General features: G+C 42.8%; 15 protein-coding genes and 1 pseudogene. 10 read left to right on the plus strand and 6 right to left on the minus strand.

From position 1 onward, the window contains the following. Positions 1–366: 366 nt before the first annotated feature. The gene (locus tag BG32_RS10270; RefSeq protein ID WP_006492276.1) at positions 367–1,458 is read right to left on the minus strand and encodes a hypothetical protein; all 1,092 of its coding nucleotides are present in this window, start codon (positions 1,456–1,458) and stop codon (positions 367–369) included. Positions 1,459–1,856: 398 nt separating this feature from the next. Between BG32_RS10270 and BG32_RS10275 the strand changes: the two genes are divergently transcribed. Further along, entirely contained in the window at positions 1,857–4,232 is a 2,376-nt protein-coding gene (locus BG32_RS10275) for an ATP-binding cassette domain-containing protein (protein WP_006492277.1), read from the plus strand. A 124-nt stretch (positions 4,233–4,356) separates the two neighbouring features. On the opposite strand, the gene BG32_RS10280 is transcribed toward BG32_RS10275, so the two are convergent. The 3 genes from BG32_RS10280 to BG32_RS10290 form a co-directional block, all read right to left on the minus strand. Further along, positions 4,357–4,995: a hypothetical protein gene (locus BG32_RS10280; RefSeq protein WP_006492278.1), complete on the minus strand. Its 639-nt coding sequence runs from the start codon at positions 4,993–4,995 to the stop codon at positions 4,357–4,359. Positions 4,996–4,998: 3 nt separating this feature from the next. Next, complete coding sequence (locus tag BG32_RS10285) at positions 4,999–5,769, minus strand: class I SAM-dependent methyltransferase (protein WP_006492279.1); 771 nt, start codon at positions 5,767–5,769, stop codon at positions 4,999–5,001. A 417-nt stretch (positions 5,770–6,186) separates the two neighbouring features. Then, the gene (locus tag BG32_RS10290; protein ID WP_006492281.1) at positions 6,187–6,960 is read right to left on the minus strand and encodes a hypothetical protein; all 774 of its coding nucleotides are present in this window, start codon (positions 6,958–6,960) and stop codon (positions 6,187–6,189) included. A 164-nt stretch (positions 6,961–7,124) separates the two neighbouring features. Here BG32_RS10290 and BG32_RS10295 point away from each other — a divergent pair, with 164 nt between their 5' ends. From BG32_RS10295 to BG32_RS10335, 9 genes are all read left to right on the plus strand, one after another. Further along, positions 7,125–7,910 (plus strand): class I SAM-dependent methyltransferase, encoded by a 786-nt coding sequence (locus BG32_RS10295; RefSeq protein ID WP_006492283.1) that lies wholly within the window; start codon positions 7,125–7,127, stop codon positions 7,908–7,910. Positions 7,911–7,943: 33 nt separating this feature from the next. Further along, complete coding sequence (locus BG32_RS10300) at positions 7,944–8,441, plus strand: hypothetical protein (protein ID WP_006492285.1); 498 nt, start codon at positions 7,944–7,946, stop codon at positions 8,439–8,441. A 2-nt stretch (positions 8,442–8,443) separates the two neighbouring features. Beyond that, the gene (gene thrC / locus BG32_RS10305; RefSeq protein ID WP_039882836.1) at positions 8,444–9,565 is read left to right on the plus strand and encodes a threonine synthase; all 1,122 of its coding nucleotides are present in this window, start codon (positions 8,444–8,446) and stop codon (positions 9,563–9,565) included. Between the two features lie 245 nt (positions 9,566–9,810). Beyond that, positions 9,811–10,488 (plus strand): zinc metallopeptidase, encoded by a 678-nt coding sequence (locus tag BG32_RS10310; RefSeq protein ID WP_006492288.1) that lies wholly within the window; start codon positions 9,811–9,813, stop codon positions 10,486–10,488. Further along, positions 10,488–11,492 carry a transcription antitermination factor NusB gene (locus tag BG32_RS10315; protein ID WP_006492289.1) on the plus strand — a complete coding sequence of 335 codons (1,005 nt, stop codon included), beginning with the start codon at positions 10,488–10,490 and terminating at the stop codon, positions 11,490–11,492. Before BG32_RS10310 ends, BG32_RS10315 begins: the two co-directional genes overlap by 1 nt. Further along, entirely contained in the window at positions 11,489–12,508 is a 1,020-nt protein-coding gene (gene rlmN / locus BG32_RS10320; RefSeq protein ID WP_006492290.1) for a 23S rRNA (adenine(2503)-C(2))-methyltransferase RlmN, read from the plus strand. The genes BG32_RS10315 and rlmN overlap by 4 nt, the downstream gene beginning before the upstream one ends. Before the next feature lie 2 nt (positions 12,509–12,510). After that, the gene (gene rsgA, locus BG32_RS10325) at positions 12,511–13,413 is read left to right on the plus strand and encodes a ribosome small subunit-dependent GTPase A (RefSeq protein ID WP_006492291.1); all 903 of its coding nucleotides are present in this window, start codon (positions 12,511–12,513) and stop codon (positions 13,411–13,413) included. Then, positions 13,406–14,053 carry a ribulose-phosphate 3-epimerase gene (rpe, locus tag BG32_RS10330; RefSeq protein WP_006492292.1) on the plus strand — a complete coding sequence of 216 codons (648 nt, stop codon included), beginning with the start codon at positions 13,406–13,408 and terminating at the stop codon, positions 14,051–14,053. The genes rsgA and rpe overlap by 8 nt, the downstream gene beginning before the upstream one ends. Beyond that, complete coding sequence (locus BG32_RS10335; protein WP_006492293.1) at positions 14,050–14,637, plus strand: non-canonical purine NTP pyrophosphatase; 588 nt, start codon at positions 14,050–14,052, stop codon at positions 14,635–14,637. Before rpe ends, BG32_RS10335 begins: the two co-directional genes overlap by 4 nt. Here BG32_RS10335 and lgt read toward each other — a convergent pair. Next, positions 14,591–15,478 carry a prolipoprotein diacylglyceryl transferase gene (gene lgt, locus BG32_RS10340; protein WP_006492294.1) on the minus strand — a complete coding sequence of 296 codons (888 nt, stop codon included), beginning with the start codon at positions 15,476–15,478 and terminating at the stop codon, positions 14,591–14,593. The genes BG32_RS10335 and lgt overlap by 47 nt on opposite strands. 69 nt (positions 15,479–15,547) lie before the next feature. Further along, positions 15,548–16,374, minus strand: a pseudogene (locus BG32_RS10345) (trigger factor); the annotation flags it as partial.

Below are 16,374 nucleotides of genomic sequence, written 5' to 3' on the forward strand. Positions count from 1 at the left end.
ATGTCTCACCCATCTGTCTTTGAAGTTGGAATTTTCACTTCCAGAATCAAACTTTCATCTTTTGATGCGTATAGAAGCATCATAGCCGAGATTCAGCAGAACTCTGTTAAGAAAGCCTTTAATGAAAGCTCCGCCGAATATCTGTAGTCTTTGGGCAATTACAATATCTTAAGGAAAGCGATCTACGTGTGTTTTGAGCTGTCTTAATGAAGCTGAAATAACTGATTTGATCTCTTCAAACAAGAAAAACGCATTAACAGAACTTCTTGGTTTTGGTTAGTTTCTGGGCATAGAAAACGCATTTTGCTAGATTTGCTTGAGATCAGCCGGATTAAGACTTGTGGAACTACTAAATGAAACTCTTTCCTAAAAATCGGCCGATATCCAGTACGCCTGCCTTCCGTTCTCGTCAGTCGATTTTGTTCCAACAACGACGAATTTCCCAGCGCCTATTCTGGCAAATGCGTGTGGTTCAAATGAATCCACATTAAAAGCCTCATGAGTTAAGACTTCTCCTTCTTTGGTGATCTCTATCAATCCGAAGCCCTCATCTTCAACAGTTACAAATGATGCCAACCCCACGTAGTTGTCATTGTCTTTCAGAATTGAGAGTAGTGCAGGGTATTTATCGTCAAGAAGTGTTTCTTCAACAATCTCGCCGAATGTGTCAATCTTCGCTAAATAGGCCTTTCCTGAGAAACTACTGGAGATTCCGCCGACAAGGAATCCGTTTTCGGCCTCGATTGCAGCCCTCCCTTCGAGAAAGGGACCTTCCGAATTGCCGATGAGCTTCTGCCAGCGTGTCTTTCCATACGAATCTAGCAAAGCCAGCCATAGGTACTGACGTTCCTCGATCCAGCTATAGCCAGTGGCCAGAATATTGCCATCGTCAAGCTTCGTTACTGCCTGAGCTCCATCAATGCCATCTTTTCCGAATTCTCTCTCCCATACTGTTCTTCCTGAAAGATCGATTTTGATCAGACTGGCCTGAAGGTAATTGTTGTCAGTCATACACTGACCGGCAATAACAAATCCATCATCAGTGACGACCACACTCCAGGGAGAATAGTCTCTGTATTTTCCGTAGAAGTTCTGCCAAACCTGACTGCCATTCCCGTCAATCAATGTGGCCATTAGCTTTGCGCCGCTTGTCATCTCTACACGAGATACGAGAAGGGCCATACCTTCATCAGTCAAGACTATGCATCTACCGATATCATCTACCGGTGTTCCGTACTCCTTTGTCCACGATATATTGCCGTCTGAATCAGTTTTAATAACAATTGTCTGCATATAGGGTTCATCATAGTACTCGGAAAAGCCAACTGCCAAAATACCATCTGATCCTCCGACAACTGAGCTCAACTCTTCTGTTCTTGAGCCTCCGAAGCTACCTGTGAATGCAAATGCAAGTTGTACTATAAGAACCAAGATAGAAAGCAAGGCCATCCTCTTCATATTCAACCTCCCTCAAAATAGAGATGTCAGTCTGCATTGCCCGGAGATGGGACAAGTTCTGAGTTTCTCCTCTTGCAAAGTGAATGGTTCAATTCTAAACTAGTTCTTGCCTGAACGATCCGAAATATTTGTTGTCCAATCAGTTTGACAGGTTTTTCTCTTCTGAAAAGGATTTACTCTCCGAATTTATGGTTCCTATTTTGCTTTTCTCAAAACACTCCAGAAAAAAGCCTGCGATTTCTTGAACTTTCGCCTTTCGAACTTGTAAACTATGGGGACAGTGATCCCTAAAGGGGGAGATTGCAAGAACGATCTTCTCGGGAATTTCATGATTCAGCTATTAGAGTAATATAATCAGTCTATGGCCTGCTAATACTTTTTCAGAGGGTGATGCACAAATGCTTCAGCTGAAGGAAGCATCGAAAATCTATAGAACGGGAGAACTAGAACAAACAGCCCTGCATAAGGTTTCCATTTGCTTTTCAAACGACGAATTCGTTGCAATCCTTGGGCCAAGCGGTTCAGGCAAAACAACGTTTTTGAACCTTATTGGTGGGCTCGATAGATGCGACATGGGTGATCTAGTTATAAATGGCAGATCCACAAGGGATTTCAAAGACTGGGAGCTAGATGCTTACAGAAACAAGAGCATCGGATTCATTTTTCAGAGCTTCAATTTGATCCCACATCTTAGTCTTCTCGATAACGTTGAAATAGGTATGACACTTGGCGGTGTGCCTTCTTCAGAAAAAGAAAAGAGAGCCATAGAGCTGCTAGAAAAAGTGGGCTTAGCAGATCAAGCTCATAAGAAGCCCTGTCAGCTATCGAATGGTCAGATGCAGAGAGTTGCTATTGCAAGAGCCCTTGCCAATGACCCCGATATCATCTTGGCAGATGAACCTACTGGTTCTTTAGATACTCAGACAGGTGAAGAAACTGTGAAGTTGATAAAGGAGGTAGCGAGGGGAAAACTCATAATAATGGTAACTCACAATGAAGAAATCGCTAATCGCTACGCAGATAGGATAATCAAACTTAAGGACGGCAAAATCGTAAGCGACTCCCGTCCTTCAGATGATGACGATCCTCAACCAGAACTTATTATAAAAAAAACAAGTATGAGTTTTCCAGCTGCCCTGAGACTTTCTGCAACCAATATCCTAACAAAGAAATGGCGTACAGCACTTACGATACTGGCTTCTAGCATTGGCATAGTCGGAATCTTTCTTGTCTTGGCACTTTCTAGCGGTTTTGGAAGGCAGCTATCAGAATTCGAGTCGCAGACTCTCTCTACGTTTCCGATAATGGTGAGTCAGACAACAGTTGATCTGGAGTCGCAGCAGTATCGCCAAGCTGAGTCTGAAAAGCGGTTTGAAGAAGATGATAGTGATGTCTTGGGGCGATTTGTCTATCCATACGATCCCCGTGATGAGATTCTAATTCACAACAACGATCTATCTGATGAATACTTGGCTTATGTTGAGAGCATAGATCCCAAACTTCTTTCGGGCTTCACATACACGCGACATATAAACATGAATTTGGTTGCAAAGTACGGAGAAATGGCGAAAACTGTTGATCAGACTTCAATCAAATTCACGGCGTATCCGGAAGATCTCGACCCGGAGTCTCCGGGTTATCTCGAGAACAATTTCGACTTAGTTGCGGGATCCTTTCCTAAGGAATTCACCGATCTTGTAATGATCGTTGGAAAAGGAAACAGAATATCAAATGTGATTCTTCAAGCGTTGGGTCTTGATCATGATAAAGAGAGGATTGGATTTGAAGAAATCATTGGATTAGAAATCAAGGCAATTTACAATGACGATTTCTACTTGAGAAAAGGGATGAGTTTTACGCCGAAGACTTCTCTAAGAGACCTCATGGATCTTTACTATGGTGATCTCGGGATAATGCTGAAAATAGTCGGCATTTTAAGACCCAAAGCACAGATTGAGTTCTCAGTTCTTGACGAAGGAATAGCATACTCCGATCGTCTCGCCCAGAAATTCATTGAGAATGCCGTAGATTCGGAGATTGTCCTCGCCCAGAAGGATCTTTATGTAAATGTTCTGTCCGGAGAACAGTTTGCTTCGGATTTGTTCAATGTCCTCTCAGTGATACCACCCGATATTACTGCAAGATTGGTGGGCGGCGTAAATCTACCCATAACGAAAAGAAATATTCTTCAGAAGCTCGGAGCATACAAAACTCCTGTTTCCGTCGTGCTTTATCCCAAAGATTTCAAATCCAAAGAAGAGGTCTTGAAATACCTGGACTCCTGGAACGAAGGCAAAGCCGCTGAGAATAGGATTCTTTACATTGATCTCGCGTCAACGATAACGGGATTACTCGCGGGGATACTAAATGGCTCAACATTCGTGTTGTTGTCTTTCGCTGCTATTTCGCTTGTCGTTTCGCTAATAATGATTGGAATTATTACATTTATATCGGTGACTGAGAGAACAAAAGAAATAGGGATACTGAGGGCTCTTGGAGCAAGAAAGAAGGACATCAGTACCGTGTTCAACGCGGAGAATTTCATCATAGGAGCGTTTTCCGGGGCCCTTGGAATATTGTTTGCTTCGATATTGATCGTGCCACTTAACTCAATTATCGAAAGACTTACCGGTCTATCTAACGTGGCCTATATAAATCCTTTTTACGTGATCTCTTTAATGGTGGCCAGTATTCTATTAACAGTTTTGGGGGGCCTGATACCTTCAAGAATGGCATCCAGAAAGAACCCAGTAGATGCTCTGAGAATTGAATAGAGAGAGCAGCTCCTTGTTTTTTGTGGGGTTTTCGCTCTGTTGTCTCTGAAGTCTCTTCTCTGGTAAAGACAACCCATCCGACCAAAGAAACTAAGTTCTCAGTTATTCTTTCCTCAGTCAAAGATCAGGATCCCGGGATATAGAGATCCAGAGCTTCAGAGATATTTGTGATTTCTACCGAAGGCATCTTAACTAACTTGCCGGAACCAAATCCAAAAAAAAGAAGGTATATGTTTTCTGGTGCTCCAGATCTAACATATGCATCTCTTCCAACCATTACAGTGTATTTTGTTTCAATTTCGGGATTCTTGAAATAGAAGAACTTTTCTTGAGAAAGTCCGGGTTTGAGATTTTTCTGAAAGAAGTAAGCTGTATCTGCAGAGTTTTTCTTCACCCCGACCCAGACTTCTTTTGTTCCAGTCACGAATATTCTGAAGTACGGTCTGTCGCTTGAACTTTGTGCTTCTGTAATTATTGTTTCCAAGTCAATAGCATAGTTAGACAGAAAGTTCTTCGCAACGATATACTGCTCGAGCGTTCCGCCCGATCCGAGAAGTCTTTCGACACTTGCTAGTTTAGCTTCAAAATCATCCTCGATTGCTTTAAGATCTTCATCGTACTGCCTGCGCATCTGTGAAAGCTCCGCCTTCATCTGTCCAATTCTGTTAATGGAGATGAGCGAAAATACGAAACCGATTATGGCGGCCATTATCAAAAATAATCCAATTGAAAGTGCAGGAGATGTTCTTCTTCTCTTTGTCATTCTTCACCTCTTTTTACCGCATAAGAAGAGATGCTCTGAACGAGCCAAGGTTTCGCGGTTCCTGCAGTATTTGAGTTCCCAATCCACTGCGCTGTCGATTTTTGCTGCCAGCGCTTGTTCGTCATATGGATAGAAGGCAACCACCGATGAAATATCTATGAGGTCAAAGCCATTCATGTTAAGCAAATGCCCAATTTCCTCCGGAAAAAAGGGCTTTGTGGCAAAGACTATGCTACTAACTGAGCTGTCTCCTATTGGAATTTTGTCCTTTTCAACCAATCTCTTTGCCATAGAGTACTCTCCCCGCGAAAGGAAATCATGCAAGAAGGCCCACGCATTATCAACCGTGGCAAGAAGTAGCCCACCCCTTTTGAGAACCCTTTGGCACTCAGCCAAGACTTCCGATGTGTTCTTTGCGTATGAAAGGAGGTCCCCCATTGCCAGCACATAATCGAAGCATTCCTTTTCAAAAGGAAGCCTTTCGGCATTTGAATGAACGAAATCAATCTTAAGATCGGCCAGGCCAGCTTTCATGGAGGCGACACTAAGCATTTCCTGCGAAAGGTCGACTCCCACAACCTCGTGAGCTTTCTCTGCTAGATAGAGGGCCCATCTTCCCGTACCAGTACCAATGTCAAGAGTTCTTCCGATTGTCTTCACATGGTCTTCCAGCAGTCTTTCGACAATACGATGATATAAGTTCCAGTAAGGTTCCTCATACATGTAGTCATATCTGCTAGCAATTTCACTATAGTATTCCCAGGATTCCCTCAAACCGGCGCACCTCACAAATCAGCGAACATATCAGGACAGTTTACTATAGTATAATACATACTCGTCCACGATTCAGGAGTTTGGGCACGATGGCAAGAATCTGTGAAGACCTTAATGAGGTTGCTTAAAGAGCCTTTCTAGCTCGTGAGAAGTGTTACCAAGAGAATTGAACTGACACTAAACGATTATAAGAGAAAGAGTGTCTCTTAAGTAGATTGTCTGTTCCCGCAATCTTGGCGGCTAGACTCAAGTTCTGACTTCACGATTAGATCTTCTTCTTTTGACGAAGCGATTGATTCGTTAATCAGGGAGGAATTTGTGAGAGTATTGATAAATTGTTGAACAGAATCGAATTGATCTGTTCTCAGCACAGCAAACATGAATTCGACGTTCTTGCTATCGAAAATTGGGCTCATTCTAGCGGCGTAGAAGTTCTTTCTCTTTCACGAAGAACTCACCCAGCTTGTTACCCATATCCTTCACAAATGTGTTTATGTCTTTAGACCTTTTCAGGTACCTCCAAAATAGCAATATTCCGATCGTTGCACCAAAATTGTTGAATATGAGATCGAGCATTGTGTCGTTAAGACTTTCTTGAGCCATGCGGTAGCCGGGATATCTGCCAAAGATTTTGTCGGAAATGAACTCTCCGATTTCCCAAAAGACGCCTATCATGTTTACAATTGATATTCCTGAAAGCCAGACCTTCCACTCAACAGCTTTTGGAGGAAGGTTCGACCAAGCGATTGCCGAACCGAAAATGAACGGAAAGAGTGAAAAACCTCCCCAGAATCCACCAAAACAATGAAGGAAATCATCGAAAAGGGGAAAGTTGTTGTAGAATTCAAGCCATATTCCAAAGAAACTGTGGAGAGTTAAGTGCAACAGTGTAAGAAACCGTGTCTCCTCGTAGATGGGAACTCCGGTAATACCTTGGAATATCCAGGTTGAATAACCAAAAGCCGCCATAATGAGGTAACCAACCATGTGAGGTAGGTTAAAGTCACGAATAGATCCAAAAACTGGCACAAACAGGAGAAACGAGGCAAGTATATTGATCCATTTAAGCGTTTTGTAGAACTTGATATTGCTTGAAAGAATGGATTTGTTTATGGTAGGTTTATCTACTAAACTCTCACCAAAGCTTCGTGCATATGCGCCAAGGATTGTAAGTACGTCCCTTGCAGTCATTTAAACCCTTCAACCTCCATCGAACACTTTTTGGTTTAATTATACACGAGCTTGTTGGTTCAGCATCACAAATGCAACATAACAGCTCGGAAGTGAAAAACACCGCAAATATTTACGCGTGTTTGTCGAAATCATTTGGTACACTATTCAAGAGGAGAAGTTATATGAAACCCAAAAAGAGCTTTGACTTTGATGAGTTCGCCTTGGTATATTCCAAATATAGATATCCCAACGAGAAGCTGGTGGAGCACATTACTAATAGAATTAGATATGCCGACAGAATTCTGGAAGTAGGTTGTGGCACAGCTGACTATTTGAGTATTCTCTCAGAGCTTCTCTATGCTCATGGTTTCGGATTTGACACCAGCCCTTCAATGATTTCAGAGGGTTCAAAGAAGAATCAGAGAATTGAACTCGCTATTGCAGATGCAAACGGTCCTTTTCCATATGGAAATTCTGAATTTGACTTCGTCTTCAATATTAACCTCGTACATTATATTTCTGATCTTGAAAATCTGTTCAAGGAGAGTTTTCGAGTCCTGCAAAATGATGGGAGCGTATTGACAGTGACGGACTCCTGTCAAGACATTTCTGAGAGAACCTTAACCAGTTATTTCCCTGAGACTCTTGATATAGATAGAGGTAGATATCCTGGAAATTCTTCGATTATTTCTGCGATGAAGAAAGCAGGCTTCGAGGGAATATATACGACGAAGGTGAAGACCTCTTTTGAATTCAAGAAACAGCACTTTGAGCAGTACAGAAACAAGGCCTACTCGTCCCTGAGATTGATACCCGAAGAGAGTTTTGAAGAGGGAATTAAAAGGCTAGGGTCCGATATGGAACGGGGTCTTGTCCTCGGAAAGAAGGCGTATACTCAGATATGGGGCATTAAAATAGCGAAGAGGGATTTTGATCTCCCAATGATCTACACTACAAGTTTTCACTGAAAAGTAAAACTGGTTCCTTTAGGAGGTATCGTAGTGAGAAAATTGGTAGTGGTCTCTATAATCACCATTCTTTCAGTGTATGGCTTTTCTATGGCAGTCAGTGTCGGAATAGGGTTCAATTTGGACATGAGTTCGGGTGCCTTGGTTACACCGGTATTCATTCAGTTTTCGGCAGGTATCCCTTATCTTCAGGGGACGATCCATGCGTACGTTTTTTCTTTCGACTGGTCCAGCCTCGTTGTCAAAGGCTTCAGTTTGCCTGACCACACATATCTTGGAATCCAGACCAAAATCACAGTCCACAAGAGCATTTATGTGAAGGGACAGATCTTCTGGTCTTTAAAACACATCACTTCTCTCATTGGAGGAGAGAGAACAATGGCCGGCACACCTCTTTACACAAGAATTGGTCTCGGAAGCAATGTTTCAAGCATAGGATTGGATGCGGGGTTTGATGGGTACTGGCAACTAGAGCCGTCTAGTACGGTTCCATTTGCGCGACCTTATCTTCTCGTTAACTTCACTTTCTAAAAGTGACTTCCTTCATCTGTTCTAAATGCGGGCGGAAATTTCCTTTAGGATCAAAAGCCTTCAAATGCTCGTGCGGAGGGCTTTTTGACCTGGAATTCGAGTCTCATTTTCCAGTTGCCGATATTGAACAGCGACCGCACAATATGTGGCGTTATCGCGAAGCACTGCCGATCGAAAGTGATCGGTCCATCGTAACTATGTCTGAAGGTTATACTCCATTGATTGAAGAGAAAATATGTGGGAAGAATGTGTTTATTAAAATGGATCACCTTCTTCCGACTGGTTCTTACAAAGACAGGGGCGCTAGTCTCCTAGTAAGTTATGCAAGAGAACACCAAGTTTCATCTTTAGTCGAGGATTCTTCGGGAAATGCAGGATGCTCTATTGCAGCATATTCTGCACGAGCAGGTATCTCCTGTGAAATATTCGTTCCCGACCATACTTCGGTTGGGAAGCTCAGACAGATAGAGGCTTATGGTTCGAAAGTCCGATTGGTTGAAGGCTCGAGAGAAGATGTATCAAGAAAGATTCTCGAGCAAACTAAAGAAAGCTTTTATGCAAGTCATGTCTATAATCCAGTCTTTTTGCATGGAACGAAGACTCTTGCGTTCGAGATCTGTGAACAGCTTGGCTGGAATAGTCCTGGAGCTATTGTTGTTCCAGTAGGAAATGGGACTCTTTTGTTGGGAGCATCTATTGGATTTGGGGAATTGTATTCAGCCGGAATTGTTGATAATCTTCCAAAGATTATTGCCGTGCAAGCAGAGAACTGTGCCCCGCTTCTTCGTGCTTTCGAAATGAATCAAAAAGATTCTGCTGATGTAAACGCGGAAGCGACTGTTTCGGAAGGAATTGCGATTGAAAAGCCCGTAAGAGGTGCTCAAATATTGAAAGCGGTCAGAGACAGTAGAGGCACTTTTGTGGGGGTTTCTGAGCAGGAGATAATTGAAACCTGGAAGGAAATGTCAAAGAGAGGTCACTTCGTTGAACCAACTTCCGCGGCAACAATAGCGGGTTTAAAGAAGTACATTTCGAAAACCGATCCTAACGAAACGATTGCATCCGTATTCACGGGTCACGGCCTTAAAACAGCCTGCGAATTATTCTCCTGGAATAAGCAATAGGGTTTGAACTGAGGTAGTTAAAGCAAGAATTCGTGGATCAATTTTTGATCCAGTTTCTTTAAATGAGCCCGGTGGGTGTGGAACTGAGGAAATCACTTCGAGATTCTCCTGGTCGAAATGTTTATAAGTTTTGAGAAGTTGCCGCATTGATTCGGACCTATTGAAGGCGGGAGGACACCCCGTCTTAGTGTTGCGTTGACTGTTGAACACAACGGTTATATAATTAAAAATAGGAGGTGGTTAAGTTGTTTTGGGATCCAACTTTTATTATTCTCATTCCTGCTATAATCCTGGCAGCTTACGCCCAGTTTCTTGTTAGTTCGAGATTTGCGCATTATTCCAAAGTGAAATCTACCTTTGGACTTAATGGAACTCAGCTTGCGAGGCAGCTTCTTGACAATGCAGGACTATATGATATTAAAATTGAACGAATACGGGGAAATCTAACAGATCATTACGATCCAAAGAATAGAATCGTTCGGCTTTCAGATACAACGTACAACAGCTCCTCTATAGCAGCTCTAGGTGTAGTGGCTCACGAAATCGGTCATGCTATTCAAGATAAGGAGAAATATGTACCTTTGATTGTTCGCAACGCCGTAGTCCCTGTTGCGCAGATCGGTTCCTCTCTTTCGTGGATAATCTTTATTATTGGACTTCTTATGGTTTCGCCAGTCCTTATTAGAATAGGGATTCTGGTCTTTTCTGCCTTTGTCTTCTTCACGCTAGTGACGCTGCCGGTCGAGTTCAACGCAAGTTCGAGAGCGAAAAAGCTTCTCTCGTCAATGGGCATGCCTTCTAAAGAGCTTGAGGGCGTAAGTTCAGTTCTTGGAGCTGCAGCAATGACTTACGTTGCATCTGCGGCTACCGCTATTCTTCAGTTATTCAGGATGCTTTTCTTGTCGGGTGCTGGCAGAGACTGATGCAGGGAGCTCGTTCCATTGCTTTACAGACCCTATCTTTTTTCGATGCAAATGGTTATATCTCCTTTAGAAAATTGGATATAGCGCTGTCCACGCTTTCTTCCCAAGATCGCTCGTTTTGCATGAATATCATCTACGGGTGTCTGAGAAAGAGAGTTAGCATCGACTTCGAACTGTCTCGTTTTCTCACAAAACCAAGCAAATTGCCCCATGCTGTGCTGAATGCGTTACGAATCGGCGCATTTCAGATTCTTTATATGAAAAGCATCCCGGAATACGCAGCACTGAAGTCTTCGGTAGATATGATTGTGGTGAAAGAGTTTAAGGGTCTTGTGAATGCGGTACTCAGGAAGCTAATAAATGGAGGCCCTGCGAAAAGAAAACCTCTTAACATCCTCTATTCCCATCCGGAATGGCTTGTAAATTACTGGAGGGAATTTGCCTGGATAGACGACTTTGAAGAGTTTCTGGAGCACAATCAGACTCCCCCTGTTCAAACAGTTCTTTCCTTGGGAAGAGAGAATGAGTTGATCAAAAACGGCTTTATATTCGACAAGAGTGAGTATTCGGATCTATCCTGTGTTTTTCAAAAAGGTAGTAGTATAGAGAATCTTCAGATCATCGACGAAATTGAATACTTGCTTTCAAAAACAGCTATCCCGGTTTTGACTCATAAGGGAAGTCTTACAGGAAAAATCAACTCAATGCCATGGCTTCTCCACACGTTGACTCCGGAGAAAATTGACGGCTACTCAAAAGTGGCTGTGGAATCGCTTGGCAACTTCTCAAGAGAGCATAATGAGTTCATATACTATAGTCAGGCTTTTACTGTAGAGGAAAACAAGCATGCCCTCGACGTTCTCGAAGGTTTTGAACCTGTAATGATGGAGGACTTCTTCGCTGAGCATAAGATCTCTGCGAGATTTGATGGCAAAGGATACTGGCTACAACCATGGAAGGCACCGGCCGCATGTTATCTGGCAAGAGTTAGGAGTGCAAATTGAAGGACATTCTTTCTTTGGATCTGGACGAGCTGAGAAGGGAAATAATTTCATTCGGAGAAAAGAACTACAGGGCAAATCAGATTTTCAAGTGGGTTTATGTGAAGAGGGTCCTTGACTTTTCAGAGATGACCGATCTTCCTATGAGTCTTAGAAACAAGCTCGGTTCGCTTTTTCGATTTACCACGATGAAAGAAGTGGAAAGGCAGATTTCGATTGACGGTACAGAGAAATTCTTGCTTAAGTTGGAAGACGATAACCACATTGAGACAGTTGTTTTGAAACATCCCCGCCACATCACCTTTTGCATCTCTTCTCAGGTTGGATGCGCTCTCAACTGCTCCTTCTGTGCAACTGGAGCCAGTGGTTTCACAAGAGACCTTTCTGCGAGTGAGATAGTTTCTCAGGTAATTCTTATGGAGAATAGCATCGGCAGACCAGTCGATAATATTGTATTTATGGGAATGGGAGAACCTTTTCTTAACGAGGCCAACGTCTACAAGGCAATAAAGATTCTTCATGATCCCGTAGGTAGAAACCTGGGGATTCGTCATTTCACTATTTCAACCGCTGGGATTCCCGAAGGCATAAAGAGACTGGCCGATTCGGGAATGGACGTCCGACTTTCAGTTTCACTTCATAGCGCAAGTGAAGAGACACGGAGTTCTCTGATGCCAATCAACAAGAAGTATCCACTCGATTCATTGCGGAAGGTGCTTGATTATTACCAGCAAAAAACCGGTAATAGAATTACGTTTGAATACGCTCTGATAAAGGGAGTGAATGATTCTACGGAAGATTTGACAAAACTTGGGGAATTCCTGACGGGGATAAAATCCTTCGTGAACATAATACCCGTGAACCCAGTGAAGCCGGTTTTCGATAGACCATCCGATAAAGAAATTGCTGTCTTCTCAGAGAGTCTCAAAAAGGCCGGATTCGAATGCGCAGTCCGACACGAGAAAGGCACTGATATTGACGCTGCATGTGGTCAGTTAAGGCAGAAAAGAAGGGAATAGTTTTGGAGAGAAGAAAAGGAGTGGTAGTGAGATTTGGCAGCAGAAATATGGAGGTTGTTGATGCTGAAACAGGCGGGCGGCTAATATGTACTATGCCAGGACGTTTTAGATTGCAGGGGATCAGACCTATCGTTGGAGATAGAGTTGAATATGCTTTAAGCGGTGACGGTCAGGGGCGCATAGAAAGCATTCTTCCCAGAAAGACGGAGCTTCTGCGTCCACGGATCTCGAATATCGAGCAAATATTGCTTGTGCTTTCGTTGAAGGAACCGGCAGTTCAAAATCTCATTACGGATCGTTTCCTTGTTCTTGCCGAGTACGCGAAACTGCCTGTTACGATAGTAGTCAACAAAATCGATCTAATCAATAATGAAGAACTAGATAGGTTTTCAGATGTCTATGGTGAGCACTACGAAATCTGTCCGGTCTCTTCTAAGAACGGAATCAACCTCGATCGTCTTCGAGAAGTTTTGAAAGGTAAGATAAGTGTTATGGCCGGCATGTCGGGAGTGGGTAAGAGCAGCCTCCTAAATTCTCTTAACCCGGGACTTAAGCTAAGGGTTTCAGAGATTTCAAGGGGTTTGGAGAGGGGTAGACATACGACCTCTTATGTTGAACTCCTGCAATTCGAGTTTGGAGGATTAATAGCAGACACTCCGGGTTTTGCAAATCTTGAACTGCCAGTGATTGCTCCAGAAAACCTGGACAAGTGTTTCCCAGAAATCTCCCAGGAACAAGGAATGTGCGCGTTTAGTGACTGCGTCCATGTCGATGAGCCTGGATGCTACGTCAAGGAGCTTGTGGAAGCCGGTTCTATTCATAGAAGTCGTTACGAAAGCTATTTGATTATGTATAATGAATTGAAGGAAAGAGAACAGGAGAAGGGAGGGCGAAAATATGGCTAGAATCTCTCCCTCGATTCTTGCCGCAGACCTTACTGAACTCGCACGTGAGGTCATAAGAGTCCGTGACGCTGATTACTTGCACATAGATGTGATGGATGGAATGTTTGTTCCCAATATAACTTTTGGCGTGCCGATCATGGAAGCGCTGGGAAGACTGCATCATCCTCCCCTTGATGTTCACTTGATGATAGAGGATCCTTCCAGATACGTGAAGGAGTATGCCGCCTTAGGCGCAAAGAATCTACACGTACATGTTGAAGGTAATTATCATCTTCACAGACTTCTTGGACAAATTAGAGAAACCGGTTCGAGAGCATTTGTCGTTCTCAATCCATCTACGCCCGTCTCCCTTCTAGATGAGGTTCTTTCATGTGCCGATGGTGTACTTGTTATGACCGTAAATCCCGGGTACACCGGCCAAGAATTTATACCCGAAGCTGCCAAAAAGATCGATGTGCTAGATCGTATTCGAACTGAAAGAAACTTGAAGTTCGAAATCGCAGTGGATGGAGGAGTGAGCCTCGACAACGCTCAGGATCTCGTAAATAGAGGTGCAGATATTCTTATAATGGGAGCTGCAGTCTTCAGATCGGAAAATCCATCAGTTGTTGTAAGGAAGATCAAGGAGCTCAAGAGGTGAAGCTCTACTTAGTGACTTCTAATGAAAACAAACTCAAAGAGGTACGCCTCATTCTTCCTGAAGGATTTGATGTTGAATCCATTGAAGCAATCGCTCCAATGAAAGACATCGTTGAAGATGCAGGGACCTTCTTCGGAAATTCATTGAAGAAGATCGAAGCTTACAAGGATGTTGGAGTACCACTTCTTGCGGAAGATTCAGGGCTTGTAATTGAATCTCTTGGAGGATTTCCAGGAGTGAATTCTGCGAGATTCATGGAGAACAGTCATTACTCTGAAAAGATGCAGATCATTCTTGACAGAATGGTGAACGAAGAAAACAGAGCAGCTCGATTTGTCTGTGCTGCGCTGTTTTATGATCCTTCGAACAGCGTTTTGGTTGGAGTTGAGGAGCAAGTTGAAGGAATTATTGCAAGGAAACAAGCCGGTGAAAACGGTTTCGGCTATGATCCAATATTTGTTCCCCAAGGTTATTCTCAAACCTTTGGTGTTCTTGGGGATTCAATAAAAAAGGAGCTCTCACATAGAGGTAAGGCATTCAGGAAACTCTTTTCACTTGTTTACCTTTATACCGGGAAAAAATAAACAAAGCTATTCCTACTATGAGTAAGATTACAGAAACTGCTTGAGCAGTTCTTACTTCGCTTTGACCTATGTAAAGGCTATCTAACCTCAGGCCTTCAATGAAAAACCTAACAATTGAATATAAAACCATGTAAAGAGCAGTTACTTCACCATAATTCTTTCTTTTCCCCAAATACCAGTATAGTACAGCGAAAATGACTACATTCGCCAGGCTTTCGTAGAGAAAAGTTGGATGGAAGTATTCAAATTCGGAGTAACCCGGCATTCGGTATCTTAAAGGTACGAACATCTTCCAAGGAAGATCAGTGGGTGAACCGTATGCCTCATAGTTTGTGAAATTCCCCCATCTACCAATGGCCTGAGCTAAAGGTAATACAGCTGTGAAAATGTCAGTTACCTGTAGAAATCTCAAGTCTGCCTTCTTTCTGAATGTAACATAAAGAAATGTAACAAGGAGAGCGGCAAAAAAAGCTCCATGTATTGCCAGGCCACCATCCCACGTTCTGAAGATGCTCCAGAAATCTCCGCGATAGATCTCATAGTTGAACGCAACATAATAGATTCTGGCGCCCAGTACGCCAAAAACAATTCCAATGAAGACTCCCTCGATTAAGTAATCTTCTTTGATGCCTTCCTTTAGACCCTGACGCCGTCCCAAAAGATAAGCAGCGATGATTCCGGTGGCAATCATAACTCCATACCATCTAACGGAAAAGGGGCCTAGATTCTCAACAATTACAGGATTCAGGATCAGTTGACCGCTGAAGACTGCTCTCAAAAAGAAAAATAGTGCAACCGCAGAGGCTGATGCTATCACAATTGAAACTACTATCTTCTTCACTCAAACCCCCTCTTTCCGACACTTCAAAACCAGATCTATGAGTATTCCAGAAGTCAGAAAAAACCTCATCTATTCCTTAGGAGGAGCTTCTTCTACGCCGGATTCACTTATCTCCAGTTGTTCATCGGATGAAGGCTCCATATCACTAATAGAAGCTTTTTCGATGACATTGTCCAGAACCTTGTTTCTGATGATAGTTGAAACGATGTCTTCTTTAACATCTCGACGAGTATTAACCATTTCTTTTGCTCTTTCAGCGGAAATTCCCCAATATGGAGCCATTTCTTCGGCATAAGCTTGAATCTCTTCCTCTTCAGCTCTGAAGCCCTCTCTCGATGCTATTTCATCGATGAACCTAGCTTTCTTTATTTCATCAAACACACCAGACCTGAGTTCTTCGATGAGTTTCTCTTCGCTTCCAGCCTGTTTAAGGTATTTTTCGTAACTTTTCTCCTTCTTGGAATTCTCTATCGTTCTCTGAACAAGATAATCCAGAGTCGCATCGGAAATCTCAATCTCGACAAGATCATTGATTTTGTCCATCGCTTGCTGCCTTAAGAAGTCTTTCTTCCAGTTCAAGAATGATTCCATTCCCTCTCTGCGAACAATTTCCTTTAATTCTTCAAGAGTATTTGCTTCGGCATTCACGGTTTTTGCAAATTCATCGTCTAGATCCAAAGGACTCTTTCGTAGAACGTCGAGGACTTTTACTGAATAAAAATATTCATTATCGGAGTCTTCGAATGTTCTTGTAAACTCTACGACGTCATCCTTTGTTTTCCCTATGATATTCTTGACTATTGGTCTATCATCTTCAGGAACAACGCTCAGTTCCTGAACCTTATTCTCTGCGATTTTCTTGCCATCCTTAATTATCGTGTACTCAATCTTTACTA

Origin of the sequence: Mesotoga sp. HF07.pep.5.2.highcov (genome assembly GCF_003666285.1) — a bacterium.
Taxonomy (GTDB): Bacteria; Thermotogota; Thermotogae; order Petrotogales; family Kosmotogaceae; genus Mesotoga; species Mesotoga prima.